The sequence below is a fragment of the Streptomyces afghaniensis genome, from assembly GCF_044327915.1.
GTDB classification, from domain to species: Bacteria; Actinomycetota; Actinomycetes; order Streptomycetales; family Streptomycetaceae; genus Streptomyces; species Streptomyces afghaniensis.
The window spans coordinates 181849-202701 of sequence record NZ_JBIRGJ010000002.1; the positions used below are offsets into that span (position 1 = coordinate 181849).

Here is a 20853-nt window from a genome sequence, read left to right on the forward strand (position 1 = left end):
GGGCCCCGCCGGAAGGCGGGGCCCTCTCCTTATCGGGAGCCGCACGCATGGAACTGAACAGACGCACGGTCATCGCGGGAGCCGCGGCGGCGGGAATGGCCGCCACCACGCTCGGCGGCACGGCGCACGCCACGGGAGGCAGGAAGCCGGTGAAGAAGCTCTTCGGCAAGCTCGCCGACGGCACCAAGGTCTACAGCTGGTCGCTGGAGAACGGCGGCACCCGCCTCAAGGTCCTCTCCTACGGCGGCATCGTCCAGTCGCTGGAGATCCCCGACCGCCGCGGCCGCTACGCCAACGTCTCCGCGGGCTTCGACAACATCGAGGACTACGTCGCCAAGAGCCCGTACTTCGGCGCCCTGATCGGCCGCTACGGCAACCGGATAGGCAAGGGCAAGTTCACCCTCGACGGCAAGAACTACCAGCTCTCCGTCAACGACGGCGAGCAGAGCCTGCACGGCGGCGCCAAGGGCTTCGACAAGCGCGTATGGGACATCGAGCCGTTCACCAAGGGCTCCGACGTCGGCCTGTACCTGTACTACACGAGCGTCGACGGCGAGATGGGCTACCCGGGCACGCTCAAGACGAAGGTGACGTACACGCTCACCCGGCACGGCGACTGGCGCATCGACTACGAGGCCACCACGGACAAGGCCACCGTCGTCAACCTCACCAGCCACGTCTACTGGAACCTGGCCGGCGAGGGCAGCGGCACGATCGAGGACCACGAGCTGCAGATCGCGGCCTCCCGCTTCACGCCCACCGACTCGGGTCTGATCCCGACGGGCGAGCTGGCGAAGGTCGCGGGCACGCCCTTCGACTTCACCCGCGCCAAGGCGATCGGCCGCGACATCCGCACCTCGCACCCCCAGCTGGTCACCGCCAAGGGCTTCGACCACAACTGGGTCCTCGACAAGGGCATCACCGCCCGGCCCGAGCACGTCGCCACCCTGCGCGACCCCGCCTCCGGCCGCAGCCTGAAGATCGCCACGAACGAGCCGGGCCTGCAGTTCTACTCCGGCAACTTCCTCGACGGCACGCTGACCGGCCCGTCCGGCCGCACCTACCGGCAGGGCGACGCGCTCTGCCTGGAGACGCAGCACTTCCCGGACTCGCCGAACAAGCCGTCGTTCCCGTCGACGGTGCTGCGGCCCGGGCAGACGTACCGGACGACGACGGTCCACACGTTCGGCTGCTGATCGTCTTCACAGGTGGCGCACAATTTTCTGAGGGGACCTTCAGTGGTTGAACAGCGCCACCACAGCCTCCGTATGTAAGGGCGGCCCGCGCTCCCCCGCGCGGGCCGTCCTCAAACGTCGGATCCGGTCGTCCCCAACGGATCCGCCCTATACGGAGGTTCCATGGCCGACAACGTCACGTCGCTGTTCCGCAGCACCGCGGCGCACAGCCCGTCGATGGCGGCGTTGACACGTGAGGGCGGCGAAGGCGCGGGGCCAGTGGACTTCTGTATCCCCTGCAACCCGTACTTCCCCACCCCGGCCATGTTCGACGACATGTCGGCCAGACTCCGCGACATCATCACGTACTACCCGAGCAGCGCCGACACCATCACGGCCGAGCTGTGCAGCCTGCTCCAGCTGCCGCCGCAGTGCGTGGCGATGGGCAACGGCTCCACCGAGCTCATCACCTGGATCGACCACCTGCTCGTCCGCGAGTCCCTCGCCATCCCCGTCCCCACCTTCGGCCGCTGGACCGACCAGCCCATGGAGACCGGCAAGCGGGTCGACATGTTCCCGCTCCAGGAGTCCAGCGGGTTCGCCCTCGACCTCGCGCAATACGCCGAGTTCATCCGTGCCCGGGGCACGCGCGTCGCCGTCATCTGCAACCCCAACAACCCCGACGGCGGCTTCCTGCACAAGCACGCCATCGTCCAGTTCATGGACGCCATGGCCGACCTCGACCTGGTCGTCATCGACGAGTCGTTCCTGGAGTTCGCGGACGCCGAGGCCGAGCCGAGTGTCGTGCAGGAGGCGATGCTGCGGCCCAACGTCATCGTGCTGCGCAGCCTCGGCAAGAACTTCGGCCTGCACGGCATCCGCTTCGGCTACCTGGTCGCCAACCCCGCGCTCGCCGGGCGGGTCCGCTCCATGCTGCCCAAGTGGAACCTCAACTCCTTCGCCGAGCACGTCGTCTTCATGCTCAAGGAGCACGGCGCCGAGTACGCGCAGAGCCTCCAGCAGGTCCGGCGCGACCGGCTCGACATGGCCAGCCAGCTGTCCTCCCTGCCCGGGCTGACGGTCTACCCGTCGCAGGGCAACTTCCTCTTCGTGCGCCTCCCCGTGGGCGCCGAGGGCACCGTGGTCCGGGACCGGATGCTCACCGAGCACCGGATCCTGGTCCGCGAGTGCGGCAACAAGATCGGTTCGTCCAGCCGCTTCCTGCGTCTCGTCGTGCGCCCCCAGGTGGACGTGCGTCGCCTGGTGTCCGGCCTGGAACAGGTGCTCTACGGGACGTCCAGGAGGGGAGCCGCCGTACCCGAGCTGGGCAATGGGACCAGCTACAGCTCGGGTACGGCGGCAGTGGACCGTCTGGTGAGCGAGACCAACGGATCCGGCATGCGGGGCCTTGCCGCACAGGCCACCGGCGGTGGCGCTCCAGGGCCCGCCGTCGCTCCCGCTGCCGCCGGCACCGGTATGCCGCTCCCCGCCGCCGCGTCCGCCGTGCCGGCGGGTGCCGTGCCCGCCGGGCCGGGCGGTGGGATGCCGATGCCGGCGGCGGCGCAGGTCGGGCAGGGCGGGCAGACAGGGCTGGGTGGGCAGACAGGGCTGGGTGGGCACTTCGGGCAGATGGGGCAGCAGCAGATGCCGCAGGCCGTCCCGCAGTCCATGCCTCAGCCGGTTCCCCAGCCCGTCCCGCAGCCTGCCCCGCAGTCCGTGCCGCAGCCGGCGCCCCAGCCGATGGCCGCGCCGGCACCGCCGCTGGCGCCTGTGGCGCAAGCGCCCGCTCCGGTCCCGGCGCCTGCCCCGGCGCCCGTGCCGGCCGCCACCGGGCCCACGCCGCCGGGGGTTCCCGCGCGGGGCGGGTTGACGGCGGCGCAGGTCAGGGGGACGAACGGGTTGTCGCCTGCGCCGGCGACCGGGTGGCCGGGGGCGCAGGCGTGGCCCAACGCGGCGGGGATGGGGCAGGCCGGGTAGTGCCCTTCTCGCCTTCCCCGCGCCCCTGGGGACGTCGTACTAAACCGGGTTCAGTCTCCACTGTTGGCAGGTGTTGTTGAGCCAGGTCCACTGGCGTACGTCCGCGCTGTCCGCCGTCGAGCAGTTGGCCACGTCGGCCACCTTGCCGGTGGCCTTGTTGACGATGCGGACGTAGCCACCGTCCGTGGCGACGAACTGGTACCGCTGGCAGGTGTTGTTCAGCCAGGACCACTGGCGTAGGTCGGCGCCGTCCGCGGCGGAGCAGTCGGCCGTGTCGAGGACCTTGCCGGTGGCGGCGTTCACCAGTCGGTGGGTGTCGTCGCCCAGGTCCTCCAGGCGCCAGCGCTGGTTGGTTCCGCCGTTGCAGGTGTACTGCACGACGTTGGCGCCGTCGGCCGCCGAACCGCCCACGACGTCCAGGCACTTGCCGCTGTTGCGGTTGGTCACCGTGTAGGTCGTGGCGGCGGACGCCGGTTCGCCCGACGGCCCGGGCTGGGACGCCCCGAGCCGGACGGGCGTGCCGAAGTTGGGGGTGCCGTCGGAGTTCCAGGTGAACTTCTGGGCCCGGGTCGTCCGGCCGTTGTCGCAGCCCTCGGAGGCGGAGTCGTTGGCGTGGTAGACGATCCAGTTCTCGCGGCCGTCCGGTGAGGTGAAGAAGCCGTTGTGGCCGGGCCCGTACACCCCGTTCGCGTCACTGCGCTGGAAGACGGGCGTGGACTTCTTCGTCCAGGAGGACGCGGACAGCGGGTTGGAGCCGGTGAGCTCCAGTTGCCCGAGTTTGTAGTCGGGCGTCCAGCAGCCGCTCGCGGAGTAGATCAGGAAGGTCCGGCCGCCGCGTTGCAGCACCTCCGCACCCTCGTTGACGGTGCCGCCCTGCCGCTCCCAGGAGTGCGTCGGTGTCGAGATCGTCGAGTAGGAGCCGCTGACGGTGTACGGGTTGGACATCGGCGCGATGACGAGGTTCTGCGTCCCGCCCGTGGTGATCGCGCTGCCCAGCATGTACAGCCGGCCGCCCACGTTCATCAGGCTCGGGTCCAGCATCCAGGCGGAGCTGAGCTGCCCCTTGTAGGTGTAGGGGCCCATGGGGTCGGAGCCGGCGCTCTCCAGGACGTGGCTGCGCTGCGTCGGGTTGTAGTCGGACACGTTCTGTCCGGCGACGTAGTACAGGTACCAGCGGCCGCCCACGAAGTGCAGCTCGGGTGCCCAGATGTTGCAGCACCGGGAGGCGGCGTCGCCCTTCCACACCTGCACGCTGGGCGCGGTGGCGAGCCCGGCGAGGGTGGCGGACTTGCGGATGGTGATGACGTCGGTCCAACTGGTCGTCACCAGGTAGTAGTTGCCGTCGTGGTAGGAGATCCAGGGGTCGGCGCCCTTGACGGACTTGACCGGGTTGGCGAACGAGGCGGCGCTCGCGGTGGGCTGGCCGACGCTGAGGGCGAGCAGCAGGGCGGCCAGCAGGGTCAGTAGGCGACGGGCCATCCGCTGCTCCAGTTCAGGAGGTTGACGCCGAGCTTGGGGGTGCCGTTGTCGTTGCCGTCGTAGTAGTGGTAGACGATCAGGTCGCCGTCGGTGTCCTTCAGGATCGACTGGCCGCCCGGGCCGATGATGCTGCCGTGCGACTCCAGGACGGGCGTGCCGCCGTTGTTCATCATGTCGACGCCGTTCTTGTCGCGGTACGGCCCGGTGACGCTGGACGCGCGGCCGACCTTGACCTTGTACGTCGAGCTGGTCCCGTTGCAGCAGGTGTCGTACGAGGCGAAGAGGTAGTAGTACCCGCCCCGTTTGACGATGAAGGGTGCCTCGACGGCTTTGGTCCCGGTGGGGCGGGAGGCGAGCGAGTGGCGGGTGGTGTTGGTGGAGAGCTGCTTTCCGGTGGCGGGGTTGATCTGGATCATCTTGATCCCGGTCCACCAGCTGCCGAAGGACAGCCACCACTTGCCGTCGTCGTTCACGAAGAGGTTCGGGTCGATGGCGTTGAAGTCGCTGGCGGAGTTCGACGTGTAGACCGTGCCCTGGTCGGTCCAGCTGCCCGGCTGGCCGGTGCTGGAGGTCGCGAGGCCGATGGCGGAGGTGTTCGAGCCGAACTTCGAGACGGAGTAGTACATCAGGTACTTGCCGCCGTGGTACGAGATGTCCGGCGCCCAGGCCTCCGGGACGGAGGAGTAGTTCCGCCACCAGCCCGGCCGACTGGAGAAGGCGTCGCTGCCGTTGCGGAAGGCCGTGCGGTCACCGGACGTCTTGCTGGCGATGCCGCCGCCGGTCGCGTAGAGCAGGTACTGACCGGACGAGGTGCGGACCATCGACGGGTCGTGGGTGACGATGTCCCCGGTGACCCGGCCGGGGTTGGGGTACGCGGACGCCGCACTCGGCATCAGGGCGAGCAGGGCTGCGGCGGGGAGTGCGAGCAGGGCGGTTCTCTTGCGCAGGATGGAGCGGCTCATACAGTCCTCCTTGCGGCGGGGGGTAACACTGGCCGACATTTCGAACAGCGATCGCAAGTTCGAACGGACCGTAGAATCGAACCTCTTCCGCGTCAATGGTCCGCGCAGCAACAAACCGTTCGGCTGACGTCGGAACATGGACCGGCCCACTGCCCGGAACACGCACCGGCGTTCGTCACCGCCGTCCGCCGAACTCCCACGCATGCGCCTCGACCTCGGCATACCGGCCCCGCGTCAGCACACCGCGCGCCGTCTCCCCGTCCGGGGCCCGGACCAGCGCTGCCGTGCCCAGCCAGGCGGAGCCGTCGTCGGAGAGCAGGGGGCCGTAGGCGATCAGGTCGTCCGAGTCGGGTGGCGTGTCGAGGCCGGGCGCCGCCGGGGCCGAGCCCAGGCCGAGCACGAGGTAGCGGTGGCCGGTCGTCGGGCCGCCGGGGAAGTCCCACATGGTGCGGCCCAGGAGGTTGCGCCAGCGGCGCAGCATCACGTCCCGGTACGCGCCGGCCTGGTAGTTGGGCTCGTCGAAGGCGAAGGCCCGGGCGGCGGCGGGGTCCGGCAGATCGAGGATGTGGACGCTGCCGGTGGGGGTTTCGCCGTCACCGGCGAAGGTCGGGCCGCGGGCGATCATCTCGGCCGCGTACCGGTCCATGTAGGACCAGTGCCGCTCCAGTAGCTCCTGGCGCAGCGGCAGCGAGCCGGGGCGATCGCGGTGGTAGCAGAAGAACTCCATGCACGCAGACACTTCCCCAAGGCCCGGCAGCGGCTCAAGCGGGTTTACGGGTCGGGCGTCGGCGTACAGTCGGTCGGGCAGCAGCGCCGGTTCGATTCGGGGGGATCATGACGGCAGTCGACGGGACGCCCATCGTCTTCGTGCACGGGACCCGGTTCAGCGCGGGACAGTGGAGCCCGCAACTCGCCGCCCTGCGGGGCGAGTTCCCCGTGGTCGCCGTCGATCTGCCAGGGCACGGGTCCCGTTCCGCCGAGGCCTGGAGCCTGAAGGCGGCAGTGGAGGTCATCGCCGGTGCCGTGGAGTCGCTCGGGAAGGGGCCTGCCCTGGTGGTGGGGCACTCGCTCGGGGGTTACGCCTCACTGGAGTTCGCGCGGGTCCGCCCGGAGCTGTTGCGCGGGCTGGTGCTCGCGGGTGCCAGCGCCTCGACCCGTGGGGCGTGGGCGGTGCCGTACCGGTGGGTCGCCGGGCTCGTCCCGCGGCTGCCCGCGGACCGGCTGGCCGGGTGGAACGACTCGTTGCTGCGCAGGATGTATCCGGCCGAGGTCGTCGAGGCCACCATCCGTGCCGGTTACGCCTTCCCCACCCTGCCCGCCGCCTGGGGAGAGGTGCTGGGGCGTTTCGACGCGGAGGCGATGCGTGACGTGGCGGCTCCGGTGCTCATCCTGAACGGGGAGAAGGACAGCGTCTTCCGGTCCGGCGAGGCGGAGTTCGCCCGGGCGCATCCGCGCGCCCGTGTCGAGCTGATCCCGAGAGCCGGGCATCTCTCGAACTTCGACGACCCGGTCGCCTTCAGCGATGCGGTTCGCCGATTCGCCCGGCAGCTGAGCAACAGCACATGAACGGGGCGGCCCACCCGGCCCGACGACCCGGTGGGCCGCCCCCATCCCGTCAGGACTTCCCCGGGCACTCCTTCCACGCCATGTGGTACACCGTGCTGATGTCCCCGTCCGTCGAGTCCATCGTCATGAAGCTGACCTTGTCGGCCGACTGCGTACCGGCGTTGACCCGGAGCTCGGTGTTGATGTTGAAGTTGCGCTGGACTCCGCAGGGCGCGTAGACCAGTTGGGCCCAGTCCGTCTCGTCGGTGGCCTGCCAGTTGTCGTTGTAGGGGCCGCTGAAGGGGTGGTTCCTGGCCACCGTGCTGGGCGAGCCCTGGAAGTAGTACGAGGCTCGCTGGGAGCCGCTCGCGCCGCGCTGGAGTGAGGCGAAGCCCCGGTAGTCGGCGCTGGCGATGGCGTACGTGAAGCCCTGGGGCACGTGGACGATCAGGCTGAGCTGGCAGTTCCTGCGGAACGCGGTCGGGTCGGAGCTCCCGCCGGCCTGCGCGAGGTAGTCGCTGTAGGTGACCGTGAACGCCGTGTTGTCCTCGGAGACGGCGACCGCCGCCGTGCCCTGCGGACAGCCGGAGCCGTTCACCGTGGCGACCTTGATGACGATCTTGTCCGGGGGCGGGTCGACGAACCCGGAGGACGGGGATTGTGCGGGGAGTGCGCTGGTGAGGAGCGCGGCTACCGCGCCGCTCAGGAGCAGGCCACCGGCCATGGTTCTCCCATCCGTTCGTGGGGGGTGGAACTTGGAGTAGACATGGGCATGTCAAGACGACAGCGCATGCGCGCCCGACCTGTGACCATTCGATGAAGGAGCTGTGAAGGCCGGGAGCGGTCGCATCGTACGCAGGGCGGAAGGGGTCGGCCAGGGCGGTCTCCGGCCATTCACAGTGGCGGGATCACACCCGGGGAAGGGGCGTACCGCCCTTCCACGCGGGCCCCGTCGGCACCACCGGTACCGGAGGGCGCATAAGGTGCGTTAGCAGTGCGTCAGACCAGGACACCCCGAGGACGCGATGAGGATCACCCACCGGCTCCCCCGCGGACGCGGCCCGTCACGGGTTCTCCCAGGCCCCGGCCCGCTACGGGTTCTCCCAGGCCGCCGGCTCCGCCGCCAGCCGCTCCACCGGCTCGGGCAGCGCGCCGGCCGCGAGGTCGGCGATCGTCACGCCCTCCAGGATCCTGCGCACATTGGCCCGCAGGGCGATCCACAGCGGCAGCAGCGGCTCGGCCGTGCCGGAGTAGGCGAGGCCGGTCGGACGCTCTCCGCGCACCGAGACGATCGGCCCGTCCACGGCCCGGATCACGTCCGCAACCGTGATCTGCGCAGCCTCCCGGGCCAGCCGGTAGCCGCCGCCCCCGCCGCGCCGGCTGTCGACGACACCGCCGCGCCGCAGGTCGCCGAGGATCCCCTCCAGGAACTTGTGGGGGATGTCCTGCGCGGTGGCGACGGCTTCCGCCTTGACCGGCCCTTCGCCCTGCCGGACGGCCAGTTCCACGACCGCTCGTACCGCGTAGTCCGCACGTGCCGAGATCCTCATACGACCATTGTCGCGGTCGGCCCGTAGACAATGACCCACCAGCACCACGTACGGCACGGCAGCACAACAGGAGGCGCTCCCTTGGAGCTCAGCAGGCGTACCTTCCACGCTCTCGCCGGCACGGCGGCGCTCGGCTTCGCGCTGACCGGCAGCGGGTCGCCGACCTCCGCCAACCCGGCACGGACCGTGCCCACGGGCCCGCCGCCCCCGGTGCCGAGCGCGGACGGCCGGCGGCACGAGGTCGGCTTCGACCGGTACTCGCTGCTGGTCGACGGCCGGCGCCTCGTCCTCTGGTCGGGCGAGCTGCACCCCTTCCGGCTGCCGAGCCCGTCCCTGTGGCGGGACATGCTGGAGAAGATGCGTGCCCACGGCTACAACGCCGTCAGCGTGTACGTCGCCTGGAACTACCACTCCCCCGCCCCCGGCCGGTACGACTTCACCGGTGTGCGCGACCTGGACCTGTTCCTTCGCATGGCCGCCGAGACCGGTCTGTACGTGATCCTGCGGCCCGGCCCGTACATCAACGCCGAGGTCGACGCCGGCGGCTTCCCCGGCTGGCTGACCGCGACCGAGGGCGCGGCCAGGACCTCCGACCCGACGTATCTGCGGTACGTCGACGAGTGGCTGACCGCCGTCAACGCCATCGTCGCCAAGCGCCTGTTCACCCGGGGCACGGGCACGGTCCTGCTGTACCAGATCGAGAACGAGTACGACGCGCACGTCGACGAGCCGGCCGGGCGCGCCTACATGTCGTACCTCTACGAGAAGGTCCGCGCCGACGGCATCGACGTACCGCTGTTCCACAACGACAAGGGGCGGAACGGGGACTGGGCCCCGGGGTCGTTCGGCACCGGCGGTGAGAAGGGGCGCTGGCTGTACGGGTTCGACGGCTATCCGGAGCCGGACGAGGTGCCGCCCGACTGGGGGTCGTTCGGGACCGGCGGCAGGAAGGGCGGGGCCACGGCCAGTCCGAAGACGCCCGGGTTCGTGCCCGAGTTCGGCGGGGGCTGGTTCGACCCGTGGGGCGGGTCCTGGTTCGGCGGGAAGGGCTACGCCGAGGCCCGCCGGACCCGGGACGCGGCGTACGAGCGGCGCTTCTACCTCACCAACCTCGCCAACGGCATCACGCTGCACAACGTCTACATGACGTACGGCGGCACCTCCTGGGGCTGGCTGCCCGCGCCGGTCGTCTACACCTCGTACGACTACGGCGCGGCCTTCGACGAGGCCCGCAACGCCACACCCAAGCTCGCCCCGATGCACCAGATCGGGCAGTTGCTGCGGTACGTGCCGGACCTCGCCAGGCTGGACCGGGCGAAGGCCGTGCGGGCCACCGACGAGCGGATCAGGGTCTACCACCTGGCCAACCCCGACACCGGCGCCCACTTCTACGTCCTGCGCAACGACTCCGGGAAGGCGGTCACCTCGACACTGCCGGAAGCCGGGATCGACGTGCCGGTCACGGTCCCGGCGCGGGACGCCAAGCTGATCGCCGCCGGGCTGAAGCTCGGGAAGCGGACGCTGGTGCACGCCACCGTGCAGCCGATGCTGAGCCTGACCGCCGGGCGCCAGGAGATCGCGGTGTTCGCGGGCCGGCGGGGCGATCTGGCCCAGGTCGTACTGGACTGCGCGGACGAGCCGACGCCCATGCGGCTGGACGCGGAGCCCGCGTGGTCCTGGAACCTCGGCAAGCTCAACGTCACCGCTCCGCTCGGTGCCGGCGGGCTGAGCCGGGTGCGGGTCGAGGGCGACGGCGTGGACACACCGATGCTGCTGCTGTTCGCCGACGACGCGACGGCCCTCAGGCTGTGGCCGTACGAGACGCCATCCGGCCCGCTCCTCGTCTACGGCCCCGCCCTGCTGCGGTCGGCCACGCTGCGCGGCTCCACGGTCCACCTCACCGGCGACACCACCGCCCAGACCGGCCTGGAGGTGTGGGGGCCGCGCGGGATCACCCATGTCACGTGGAACGGGCGCCCGGTGCCCACCCGGATCAGCGCCTCCGGCAGTCTGCTGGCGCTGAAGCCGCTGCCCGGCGTGACCCGGCCGGCCCTGCCCGCCCTCGACGGCTGGCGGCGGCGGGCCGAGAACCCGGAGGCCGACCCCGGCTTCGACGACTCCGGCTGGACGGCGGCCGACAAGAAGACGTCGTTCAGCACGACGCCCGTGCCCGACGGGCAGCCCGTCCTGTTCGCCGACGACTACGGCTTCCACTACGGCGACGTCTGGTACCGGGGCGAGTGGACGGACGCGAGCGGCCTGGAGTCCGTGTCCCTCGACTACAGCACGGGCACGCAGGGCCTGCTGATGGCCTGGCTGGACGGCGAGCCGCTGGGCACGCACCGGATGCCGGTGCCGGACAAGGACCGGGCACGGCAGGGCACTTGGACGGCTAAGGCCACCTTCGCCCTGCCGGAGGACCTGCGCGAGAGGCTGGGTGAGGAGCGCCGCGAGGGTGGTGGCCGGCATGTGCTGTCCGTGCTCGTCCGGCCGATGCAGCACGACATGGACGGCAGGGCGCTCGACACGCACAAGGCCGCGCGCGGACTGACCGCCGTCACCTTCGGGGGCGCCTCCCCGAAGGTGACCTGGCGGATCCAGGGCGCATCCACGCCCGACCCCGCACGCGGGCCGATGAACAACGGCGGGCTGTACGGGGAGCGCGAGGGCTGGCACCTGCCGGAGTACGACGACGGGGACTGGGACGAGACCGACTCCCCCCGGGCCGGCCGTAGGCAGGGCGTCACCTGGTACCGCACCGGCTTCCGGCTGGACGTCGACCCGGGCGTGGACGCCTCCGTCGGACTCGTCCTCGACGACGACCCGAAGCGGGCCTACCGCGTCCAGATCTTCCTCAACGGCTGGAACATGGGGCAGTACATCAACGACGTAGGGCCGCAGCACACGTTCGTGCTGCCGAACGGGATCCTGCGCACACGTGGCGCCAACACACTGGCCCTGGCGGTGCTGTCCGACGGGACCACACCGTCCGGTCCGAGGGATGTGCGGCTGACGCTGCTGGGCGCGGCGGCCGGAGGGGTGCCCGTCAAGCCGGTGTGACCGGATCGAGCCGTACCCGTGCCTTGCCTTCTCCGGGACGCTGGTTCACCGTGTGGGCCCTTCAGGGCTTTCCGACAGGGAGGGGAACCTCGTGCGAAGACGGCGTTTCATCAGCGGATTAGGCGCAGTGGTCGGTGCCGGGGCCGGGTTCGGGCTCGTCTCGGCGCGGGGCGGGACGGCGTGGGCGGCTCCGGGTCTTCTCGGTGAGGCCCGCGAGTGGCAGGCCGTGACGGCCCCGGAGGCCGCACCCGCGGCGCAGTTGCGCGGTGTGGCGGCCTCGGGCCCCGGCCTCGCCTGGGCCGTGGGCGAGGAGGGCCGCAACGGCGGCGTACGGGGGACGGCGCTGGCCCTCGTGTGGGACGGCACGGCCTGGCAACGCGCCAGCCCCGGCTTCAGCGGTTACCTGGCCTCCGTCGCCGCCGCGTCCGACGGATCCGCCTGGGCCGTCGGCTCCGACACCTCCGGCACCGCCCGGCTCCTCGCCTGGGACGGACCGGCCTGGCGGGAGACCGACTTCCCCGGTCGCGGGGCGCCCGGAACGTCCCTCGCCGCCGTCACGACCGGCCCCCGGGGCCACGTCTGGGTCTCCGGCCGGAACAGCGACGGCTCGGTGCTGCTGCACGGCCACCGGGGCAAGTGGACCTGGCTGGAGGCACCCCCGGCCACGACCACCGTCCCGCCCTACGGCATCCACCGCGCGCTCTGCGGTGACATCTGGGTCTACGGCAGCGAACTCGTCGCCCGCTGGGACGGAGCGGCCTGGACCGTGCTGCCGGCGCCCGGCGGCATCCGCGCCGGCTTCACCGGCCTGCTCGCGGTCGCCCGCGACGACCTCTGGATGACGGGCTACGACTACGGCGTGGGCGGCCCGCCCGGAAAGCCCCCGGGCGTCCGGCTGCTGCACGGGGACGGCGGCTCCTGGGAGCACGTCAAGGCACCCTTCGGCGTGGGCATGCTCTCCGGCATCGTGGGCGACGCGCAGGGGCGGCCCGACCGGATCGCCGGGTGGGACTTCTGGGACCAGACCCGGGCCCACTACCTGCGCTGGGACGGCACGGCCTGGGTGAGCGAGCGGGGGCCGGTGGCCACGACCCCCGTCGTCTTGAACGCCCTGGCGAAGGTGCCGGGTTCGGACGGCTACTGGGCGGTGGGGACGACCTCGTCCTCGCCGGACCCGACCGCCCTGCCGCGCATCGAACGCTGACCGGGGCCGGTTACGCCAGCCGGATCACGTTCCAGGACAGCGGCTCCAGGACGGCGCTCAGCGTGCCGTCCTGGAGTGCCGTGCCGTCGACCGCGTGCGGGGCCACCCGCTCGGGCTCGTCGAGGGTGTTGCGGGCGTCCGGGTCGGCGTCCGCGAGGGCGCTGTGCTCGACGACCGACGAGAGGTCGAGCCCGTTCAGCGCGACCTCCAGGGGCAGTGCCTCGGTGCGGCTGCGGTTGACGGCGAAGACGGTGACCGTGCCGTCCTCGGCGCGCACGGCGGTGGCGTGCAGCAGGTCGGTCTCGCCGTACTTCTTGGTCTCGTACGTCGGCGAGTCCACGCGGACGTCGAGGACCTGGCCGCGGCCGTACTTGCTCGCCTGCGCGAAGGGGAAGAACGTGGTCTGCCGCCAGGCCGGGCCGCCCGGCTCCGTCATGATCGGGGCGATGACGTTGACGAGCTGGGCGAGGCAGGCGACGGTGACGCGGTCGGCGTGCCTCAGCAGGGCGATGAGGAGCGAGCCGAAGACGACCGCGTCGGTGACGCTGTAGTTGTCCTCCAGCAGGCGCGGGGCCTCGGGCCAGTCGTCCTGCTCGAAGGTCTTGGCGCGGGCCTCCCACTCGGGCAGGTACCAGACGTTCCACTCGTCGAAGGAGAGGTTGATCTTCTTCTTCGACTTGAGCCGGGCGCCCACGTGGTCGGCGGTCGCGACGACGTTGTCGATGAAGGACTCCATGTCGACGGCGGAGGCCAGGAAGGAGTCGAGGTCGCCGTTCTCGGGCCAGTAGTAGGCGTGCAGGGAGATGTAGTCGACGAGGTCGTAGGTCTCCTTGAGGACCGTCGCCTCCCACTCTGCGAAGGTGGGCATGGACTGGCTGGAGGAGCCGCAGGCGACGAGTTCGACGCCGGGGTCCAGCTGGCGCATGGCCCGGGCCGTCTCGGCGGCGACGCGGCCGTACTCCTCGGCGGTCTTGTGGCCGGTCTGCCAGGGGCCGTCCATCTCGTTGCCGAGACACCACAGGCGGATGCCGAAGGGGTCCTTGTCGCCGTGGCTGACACGGAGGTCGGACAGGGCGGTGCCCTCGGTGTGGTTGGCGTACTCCTGGAGTTCCAGGGCCTCGGCGACGCCTCGGGTGCCGAGGTTGACGGCCATCATGGGCTCGGCCTGGGGGCCGATCTTGCGGAGGAAGTCGATGTACTCGGAGAGGCCGAAGCGGTTGGACTCCGTCGAGTGCCAGGCGAGGTCCAGGCGGCGGGGACGGTCTTCGGCGGGGCCGACCGAGTCCTCCCACTTGTAGCCGGAGACGAAGTTGCCGCCGGGGTAGCGGACGGCGGTGACGCCGAGTTCCTTGACGAGGTCGAGGACGTCCTGGCGGAGGCCCTTGTCGTCGGCTGTGGGGTGGTCGGGTTCGAAGATGCCGGTGTAGACGCAGCGGCCGAGGTGTTCCACGAAGCTGCCGAAGAGGCGAGGGTTGACCTCGCCGACTGTGAAGGCGGGGTCGAGGGTGAAGCGGGCCGTGTGCATGCTTGCCTTTCGAGGTTCGGTTTCGTCTGCGGGTGGTTCGTGGTTGCTCGCGCAGTTCCCCGCGCCCCTAAAGCAAACTCGGCCAACCCTTCTTGTTCCAGCTCAGGGTGTTCAGCCCCAGCTTGGGGGTGCCTTCGTCCTGCGCGTCGTAGTAGTGGTACGCCAGGACATCCTTGCCCCTGTCCCTGAAGACCGACTCGCCGCCCGTGCCGATGTAGCGGCCGTGGCCCTCCAGGAGCAGGTCGCCGCCGCCCTCCAGCAGGGGCTTGCCCGTGCTGTCGGCGTAGGGGCCGGTGACCTTCAGGGACCTGCCGACCTTGATCTTGTACGTGGAGTTCACGCCCTGGCAGCAGGCGTCGTAGGACGCGAACAGGTAGTAGTAGCGGCCGTGTTTGACGATGGCGGGGCCCTCGACGGCGTAGGGGGCGTCGGGGCGGGTCGCCAGGTGGTGGACCTCGGCGCCGGGGATCGCCTTGCCCGTCTTCGGGTTCAGTTCGACCATGCGGATGCCGGTCCAGTACGAGCCGAAGGCCATCCACAGCTTCCCGTCGGCGCGGACGATCGCCGGGTCGATGGCGTTCCACGTGTCGGTCGTCTCCGAGGCGAAGACCTTGCCGTGGTCGGTCCAGGTGCCGGGCAGACCCGTGCGGGACGTGGCGACGCCGATCGCGGAGTGGTTGCTGCCCCAGGAGGAGACGGAGTAGTAGAGCCAGTAGCGGCCGTCGCGGCGGGAGAGGTCGGGGGCCCAGGGGTCGGCCTTGTCGTTGTACTCGTACCACCAGGCGGGCGGCTCGGCGAAGGCGTTGCCGGCGTCGGTCCAGTGCCGGCCGTCCTCGGACAGGCGGGCGCCGATGATGCCGCCGGTGGAGTAGGCGACGTAGCCGCCGGACTTCAGGCGGGAGACGGTCGGGTCGTGGATGATCTCCTGGCCGGTGATCGGGCGGGGGTCGGGGTAGGTCTCCGCCGCCTGTGCGGTGTGGGGCAGCAGGGCCAGGAGCGTGGCCGCCGCCGTGGCGGTGAGGGTTCTGCGCAGGGTCACTGTCCCGCCAATCCCGTGTGGGCGACGCCCGCCACGATCTGACGCTGGAAGAAGACGAACACGATGATCAGCGGCAGGCCCGCCATCAGGCCGCCGGCCATGAGCTGGGCCCACTGGATGCCGTAGGAGTTCATGACGGTCGCGATGCCGTTCGGCATGGTCATCAGGTCGGGGTTGTTGGTCACCATGTACGGCCACAGGAAGTTGTTCCACGAGGCGATGAAGGTGAAGATGCCGACCGCGGCGAGGGAGGGGCGGGAGAGCGGCAGGACGATGGTGAAGAACACCCGCCAGCGTCCGGCGCCGTCGATGAACGCGGCCTCCTCCAGCTCGCGCGGGATGCCCTGGAAGAACTTGTAGAGGATGTACACCATCGCGGCGGGCGCGCACTGCGGCAGGATCATGCCCCAGTAGGTGTCGACCATGCCCATCTGCTGCACGGTGGTGAACAGCGGCACGCCGAGGACGGCGGGCGAGATCATCAGGCCCGCCATGACCAGGCCCATCAGGGCGTTCTTGCCGCGGAACTCGGTGCGGGCGAAGCCGTAGCCGGCGAGTGCGCTGACGAGGAGCACCACGGACGTCACGCAGACCGAGACGACCAGGGAGTTCACGAACCAGTTGGTGATGTTGCCGGACTCGAAGAGGGCCTTCCATGCCTGGCCCGTCCAGTCCTTCGGCAGCCAGTGCGGCGGTACCTCGACGGCCTCGGTCTCCGACTTGAGGGAGGTGAACAGGCCCCAGGCGAAGGGGGCCAGGAAGACGGCCGAGACGGCCGTGCCGATCAGGGTGAGGACGATCTGGCTGGGGGTCCAGGGCTTGCGGGACTTCACCGGCGGTACGGCGGTGGTCATCGGGCGGCCTCCTCACGGTTGCGCAGCAGCCACATCCGGGCGAGGGCGACGGCCGCGATGAGCACGAAGAAGATGACGGAGATCGCGGAGGCGTAGCCCACGCGGTAGCTGGTGAAGCCCTCTTCGAGGGTGTACTGCACGAAGGTGCGGGTCGATCCCTCGGGCCCGGGGAGGAAGTCGAACATCACGACGGCCTGGTCGAAGACCTGGAGCGAGGCGAGGATCTGCAGGGCGATGACCAGGCCGGTGATGTTGCGCAGCATCGGCAGGGTGATGTGGACCATGCGGTGCCAGGCGTTCGCCCCGTCCAGCTTGGCGGCCTCGTAGAGGTGGTCCGGGATGCCCTGGAGGGCGGCGAGGTAGAGCAGGAAGCTGAAGCCGACGGTCCACCACAGGGTCGTGATGACGACGGCGAGCATCGCGTAGGACTTGTCGGTCAGCCAGGGCGTCTCGCCGCCGAAGACGTGGTTGATCATTCCGGTGCCGGGGTTGAACAGCCACTGCCACAGGTTGGCCGCGACGGTGGACGGCAGCAGGAACGGGGCGAAGAAGCAGAGCCGCCACAGCCACTTGCCGCGCTCGATGTGGTGGGCGAGCATCGCGAGGAAGAAGGCGAGGACGGTGATGCAGGGGACGACCAGGAGCGTGAAGTACGCGCTGTGGCCGAGGGATTCCCACACCAGGGGGTCCTCGATGGCCTCGCGGTAGTTGTCGAGGCCGACGAAGCTCGCGCCCTCGCCCGTGATGTTGGCGTCGGTGAAGCTGAGGTAGATGCCGCGCAGCAGCGGCCAGATCACGAACAGGGCGAAGAGCAGCAGGAACGGGGCGACGAACCAGCCGCCGTGCTGGAAACCCTGCTTGCGGCGGAGCGTGGCACTGTCGGCGGCGGTCTTCGCGCGTGCGGGTGCGGCGATGGTGGGGGCACTGGTCGCCATCAGACGGCACCTCCTTCTGCGGCGGTCTTCCCGTCCATGGGGTTCTTCGTGGCGAGGAGCTGAGTGAGCGTCTTCTTCATGCGGTTCGCCGCGGCCTCCGGCTTGGCGGAGCCCATCGTCGAGGAGACGACGATCGGGCCGACGCGCTGGGCGAGGATGCCGGTGGAGCCCGCGAACCACACCTTGGGCTCGGTGGCCTGGTGGTCCATGGCGGAGACGTACTCGTTCTGCGGGTCCAGCTTCCGGTACGCCGCCGTGGACAGGGTGGGTGTGTAGGCGGGGATGTGGCCGCCCGCCGCCCACTGCTGGGCGTGCTGGACGACGTAGGCGGCGAGTTGGTGGGCCGCCTCGTTGGCGGCGCCGCCGCGGTCGGCCTGGTGCGGCAGGACGAAGGAGTGCGACTCGGCGTGGGTGGCCTGCTTGCCGAAGACCGGCGGCAGCGGGGTGGCCCCGTAGTCGAGCTTCGCTCCGGAGTAGACGGGCACCGACCAGTTGCCCTCCCAGACGAAGGGGGAGCCGTTGAGGAACTGCTCGGCGCCCGCGCCGCCGCCGAAGCCCGGGTTGGCGTACCCGTCGCTGACATGCCGGCGCAGGAACTCCAGGACCTGGACGGCCTTGTCGGTGTCGAAGGTGACCTCGGTGTCGTCGGCGTTGAACCAGGTGCCGCCGAGCTGGGTGTAGAAGGCGACGAAGAACCACCACTGGAAGTTCTGGTCGTTGTGCCAGAAGCCGATGGTCTGCAGCCCCTTCTTGGTGGCCTTCCTGGCCTCCTTGAGCACGTCGAACCACTCGTCGGTCGACGTCACGGGCACGATCCGGCCGTCGTCGCCGAGCAGTCCCGCCTTCTTCAGCACGTCCTTGCGGTAGAAGCAGAGCTGGACGTGGATGTCGAGCGGGAGGGCGTAGAGCTTGCCGTCGATGACGCCGCGCTTCCACAGGGTGGGGTTGTAGTCCTGCTCCCGTACGCCGTACTTGGCGAGCAGGTCGGTGTCCCAGGGGTCGAGGAGGCGGCCGGGCGCGAAGCCGGTGACGCGGCCCAGGTGCATGACGCCGAGGTCGGGGGCGCGGTTGCCCGCCGCCGCCATGGCGAGCTTGGTGTAGAAGGGGCTGCCCCACTGGAGCGTGGAGTCCTTCACGGCGATGTCGGGGTTGTCCTTACGGAAGGCGTCCAGCATCGCGATCATGTTGGAGCCGTCGCCGCCGCTGAAGAGGTTCCAGTAGCGCACGCGTGTGTCGGCGCTGGAGGCGAGGGCGTCGGCTCCGGTGCCGAGTGCGGCGAAGCCGAAGCTGCTCGCGACGAAGAGTCCCCCCAGTCCGCCCAGAAGCTGCCTGCGGTTCAGGTCAGGTCGTCCCATCCCCTGCCCTTACTGTTCGATATTCCGAATGACGCTCGTAACTTCGAACGGGACCGTAAGTTCGAAGCGCTCGCGCGTCAATGGGTCGGACACGAAGTTCACGCAGGACTTTTGGGCGAGTTCGGTCATTCCCCGTTGAACTACGGACATCGGATCGCATGACGCGCCCACTTTCCGGCGCGTAGTCTCGGACGCGCTGCCGAAGCCGCCGGCCGGTGGTGAGAAGGGGGAGCGATGGACATCGCGGGCGCGCGGACGATGGCCGCCCGAGTCACCGCCGCGCTCAGGCGCTCACGCCGCGGCTCCGCCATGCGCGGCCTGGCCGCCGAACTCGCCGCGGCGGTCCGGGCGAGACCCCAGCGCCCCACCGACGTACGGTCGTTGTGCCGGGCGCTGTGCGAGGAGATGAGCGCGCGGCGCGGCGGGCGGCCGGTCGAGCTGCGTTTCGAGCGCTTCCCCGACGAGATCGAAGTGACCGGCCTGTGGGTGGAGTTCCAGGACTTCGACCTCGTCATCGTCGAGGAGCGGGCCGAGGCCGTGCAGCAGCTGGTCATCCTCGGGCACGAACTGTGGCACCTGCACGCGGGGCACGGGCATCACCACGGGGCGGGTGCGGCGGCGGCCCACGCCTTCGCCGACCGGCCGGGGTGGGACGACGCCGCGCTGGCGGTGGCCGCCCGCAACGGCTCCCGGGAACGGGACGAGGCCGACGCCGACGCCTTCGGACATCGGCTGGCGGCGGGGTGCCGGGCGCTGCTGCCGGGCGGGCGCGGACCGGACGAACCCCTCGATCCCGTGCAGCGGTCGCTGTACTACCGGGGGCCGCGAGGGGGTGCGGCACCGTGACGACGGTGGCGCTGACCCCGGTCGAGTTCGTCAACCAGTTCTATCCGAACTTCTGGTGGATCCCCGCGGGGGTGCTGGCCGCTGCCCTGGCCATCAAGCTGCCGAGCATCATCCGGCTCTGGAAGGACCCGATGCTGCGCGCGGTCGGCGGGCTGCTGCTGCTCGCCTGCGCGGTGTTCGTCTTCGTGGCGCCGTCGACGATCGCGCGGGTCAACCGGCTCACCGGGGTGGCGAACTTCTCAGGACCCTGGGTCTACTCGCTGCTCACCGCGTTCTGCGCCTTCTGCCTGCTGCTGATCATCTCCTGGCGCAGCGGCCCGTCCGACCGCTCGGACCGCACCCGGCGCGCGATGCGCGGGGTCGTGGCGGTCTACTCGGGTGTGATCCTCGCGATGTGGGTGCTGTTCGCTCTCGCGGACGTGCCGGTGGAGCGGCTGCGGGATCTCGACACGTACTACGCGAACACCCCGTACATGCGCGAAGTGATCGTGCTCTACCTGCTCGCGCACACCGCGGCCGCGCTCGTCACCAACGGGCTGATCTGGAACTGGGTGCGCACGGACGGGCTCGATGCGCTGCTGCGCTGGGGGCTGAAGTTCCTCGGCGTCGGCTACACGGCGCAGTTGCTCTTCGACGCCGCCAAGATCAGTGCCGTGGTGGCCCGTTGGTCCGGGCGGGACCTGGACTGGCTGAGCACGGCCGTCGCCCCGCCGCTCGCCTGCCTGTCCGCCGTGCTCATCGCGATCGGCTTCATCCTCCCGCACGCCGGGCAGTACCTGCACGGACGCTGGCACGTCCGGCTCGCCCACCACGAACTGCGGCCGCTGTACCTGCTGATGAAGACGGTCAACGGCACGGGGGTCCCGTTCCTGCTGCGTGCGACACCGGAGCTGCGGCTGGTCCGCCGGGAGACGTTCATCCGCGACGCGCTGCTGCCGCTCGCGCGGCACATCGACGAGGACCGGCGCGAACGGTTCCACGACGCCGCCCTCACCCTCGGCCACCCGCCCGACCTGGCGAAGGTGCTCGCCGCCACCGCGGCGATCCAGGACGCGGCCGACGCCGGGACCCGGACCCAGGAGGACGACGGCACCGGTGCCCGTGACACCACGGAACTGCTGCGCGAGATCGGCGCCCTGTCCCGGGCCCTGCGCCGCACGGAGGACCTCCGGGCGATCCGCGCCCTGGCGCACGACCACACGGAGGGCAGGTCGCTCACCGGCTGACCGCACCCCTCGGGCCATTCGGCCGATTTTCGACCGGCCCCGCACAGGGGGACGCGCGCACGCTGCGTGAAGGTACGGTGAGAGCCGTCCGGGACGAGGCCCGCATGGCTCGAAAACCGGT

At 70.5% G+C, this 20853-nt stretch carries 17 protein-coding genes; 7 read left to right on the top strand and 10 right to left on the bottom strand.

The window, feature by feature from the left end; genetic code table 11:
* The first annotated feature begins 47 nt into the window (after nt 1–47).
* Nucleotides 48–1196 carry an aldose epimerase family protein gene (locus tag ACH4G3_RS07110; RefSeq protein WP_397623536.1) on the top strand — a complete coding sequence of 383 codons (1149 nt, stop codon included), beginning with the start codon at nt 48–50 and terminating at the stop codon, nt 1194–1196.
* A 162-nt stretch (nt 1197–1358) separates the two neighbouring features.
* Nucleotides 1359–3152, top strand: a complete 1794-nt coding sequence (locus tag ACH4G3_RS07115) for a pyridoxal phosphate-dependent aminotransferase (protein ID WP_397623537.1) — start codon at nt 1359–1361, stop codon at nt 3150–3152.
* A gap of 39 nt (nt 3153–3191) precedes the next feature.
* Here ACH4G3_RS07115 and ACH4G3_RS07120 read toward each other — a convergent pair whose 3' ends face one another.
* From ACH4G3_RS07120 to ACH4G3_RS07130, 3 genes are all read right to left on the bottom strand, one after another.
* Nucleotides 3192–4631, bottom strand: a complete 1440-nt coding sequence (locus tag ACH4G3_RS07120) for a family 43 glycosylhydrolase (protein WP_397623538.1) — start codon at nt 4629–4631, stop codon at nt 3192–3194.
* The gene (locus ACH4G3_RS07125; RefSeq protein ID WP_397623539.1) at nt 4613–5593 is read right to left on the bottom strand and encodes an arabinan endo-1,5-alpha-L-arabinosidase; all 981 of its coding nucleotides are present in this window, start codon (nt 5591–5593) and stop codon (nt 4613–4615) included. Before ACH4G3_RS07125 ends, ACH4G3_RS07120 begins: the two co-directional genes overlap by 19 nt.
* 175 nt (nt 5594–5768) lie before the next feature.
* The gene (locus ACH4G3_RS07130) at nt 5769–6320 is read right to left on the bottom strand and encodes a YciI family protein (protein ID WP_397623540.1); all 552 of its coding nucleotides are present in this window, start codon (nt 6318–6320) and stop codon (nt 5769–5771) included.
* Nucleotides 6321–6427: 107 nt separating this feature from the next.
* Between ACH4G3_RS07130 and ACH4G3_RS07135 the strand changes: the two genes are divergently transcribed.
* A complete protein-coding gene (locus tag ACH4G3_RS07135) occupies nt 6428–7159 on the top strand; it encodes an alpha/beta fold hydrolase (protein ID WP_397623541.1) in 732 nt (243 codons plus the stop codon).
* A gap of 49 nt (nt 7160–7208) precedes the next feature.
* On the opposite strand, the gene ACH4G3_RS07140 is transcribed toward ACH4G3_RS07135, so the two are convergent.
* Nucleotides 7209–7862, bottom strand: coding sequence for a DUF4360 domain-containing protein (locus tag ACH4G3_RS07140; RefSeq protein WP_397623542.1), 654 nt, complete (start codon nt 7860–7862; stop codon nt 7209–7211).
* 367 nt (nt 7863–8229) lie between these two features.
* Nucleotides 8230–8688 carry an RrF2 family transcriptional regulator gene (locus ACH4G3_RS07145; RefSeq protein ID WP_030836803.1) on the bottom strand — a complete coding sequence of 153 codons (459 nt, stop codon included), beginning with the start codon at nt 8686–8688 and terminating at the stop codon, nt 8230–8232.
* Between the two features lie 81 nt (nt 8689–8769).
* Between ACH4G3_RS07145 and ACH4G3_RS07150 the strand changes: the two genes are divergently transcribed.
* Nucleotides 8770–11748 (top strand): glycoside hydrolase family 35 protein, encoded by a 2979-nt coding sequence (locus ACH4G3_RS07150; RefSeq protein ID WP_397623543.1) that lies wholly within the window; start codon nt 8770–8772, stop codon nt 11746–11748.
* Nucleotides 11749–11875: 127 nt separating this feature from the next.
* Nucleotides 11876–12952 carry an NHL repeat-containing protein gene (locus ACH4G3_RS07155; protein WP_397623544.1) on the top strand — a complete coding sequence of 359 codons (1077 nt, stop codon included), beginning with the start codon at nt 11876–11878 and terminating at the stop codon, nt 12950–12952.
* Nucleotides 12953–12962: 10 nt separating this feature from the next.
* On the opposite strand, the gene arfA is transcribed toward ACH4G3_RS07155, so the two are convergent.
* From arfA to ACH4G3_RS07180, 5 genes are all read right to left on the bottom strand, one after another.
* Nucleotides 12963–14477 (bottom strand): arabinosylfuranosidase ArfA, encoded by a 1515-nt coding sequence (arfA, locus tag ACH4G3_RS07160; RefSeq protein WP_397623545.1) that lies wholly within the window; start codon nt 14475–14477, stop codon nt 12963–12965.
* 67 nt (nt 14478–14544) lie between these two features.
* Nucleotides 14545–15516: an arabinan endo-1,5-alpha-L-arabinosidase gene (locus ACH4G3_RS07165; RefSeq protein ID WP_397623546.1), complete on the bottom strand. Its 972-nt coding sequence runs from the start codon at nt 15514–15516 to the stop codon at nt 14545–14547.
* Nucleotides 15513–16370, bottom strand: a complete 858-nt coding sequence (locus tag ACH4G3_RS07170; RefSeq protein WP_397623547.1) for a carbohydrate ABC transporter permease — start codon at nt 16368–16370, stop codon at nt 15513–15515. The genes ACH4G3_RS07165 and ACH4G3_RS07170 overlap by 4 nt, the downstream gene beginning before the upstream one ends.
* Nucleotides 16367–17305, bottom strand: coding sequence for a carbohydrate ABC transporter permease (locus tag ACH4G3_RS07175; RefSeq protein WP_397623548.1), 939 nt, complete (start codon nt 17303–17305; stop codon nt 16367–16369). Before ACH4G3_RS07175 ends, ACH4G3_RS07170 begins: the two co-directional genes overlap by 4 nt.
* Nucleotides 17305–18660 (bottom strand): extracellular solute-binding protein, encoded by a 1356-nt coding sequence (locus tag ACH4G3_RS07180; RefSeq protein ID WP_397623549.1) that lies wholly within the window; start codon nt 18658–18660, stop codon nt 17305–17307. The genes ACH4G3_RS07175 and ACH4G3_RS07180 overlap by 1 nt, the downstream gene beginning before the upstream one ends.
* 234 nt (nt 18661–18894) lie before the next feature.
* Between ACH4G3_RS07180 and ACH4G3_RS07185 the strand changes: the two genes are divergently transcribed.
* Nucleotides 18895–19506: a toxin-antitoxin system, toxin component family protein gene (locus tag ACH4G3_RS07185; protein WP_397623550.1), complete on the top strand. Its 612-nt coding sequence runs from the start codon at nt 18895–18897 to the stop codon at nt 19504–19506.
* Nucleotides 19503–20732, top strand: a complete 1230-nt coding sequence (locus tag ACH4G3_RS07190) for an MAB_1171c family putative transporter (RefSeq protein WP_397623551.1) — start codon at nt 19503–19505, stop codon at nt 20730–20732. Before ACH4G3_RS07185 ends, ACH4G3_RS07190 begins: the two co-directional genes overlap by 4 nt.
* The last annotated feature ends 121 nt before the right edge of the window (nt 20733–20853 follow it).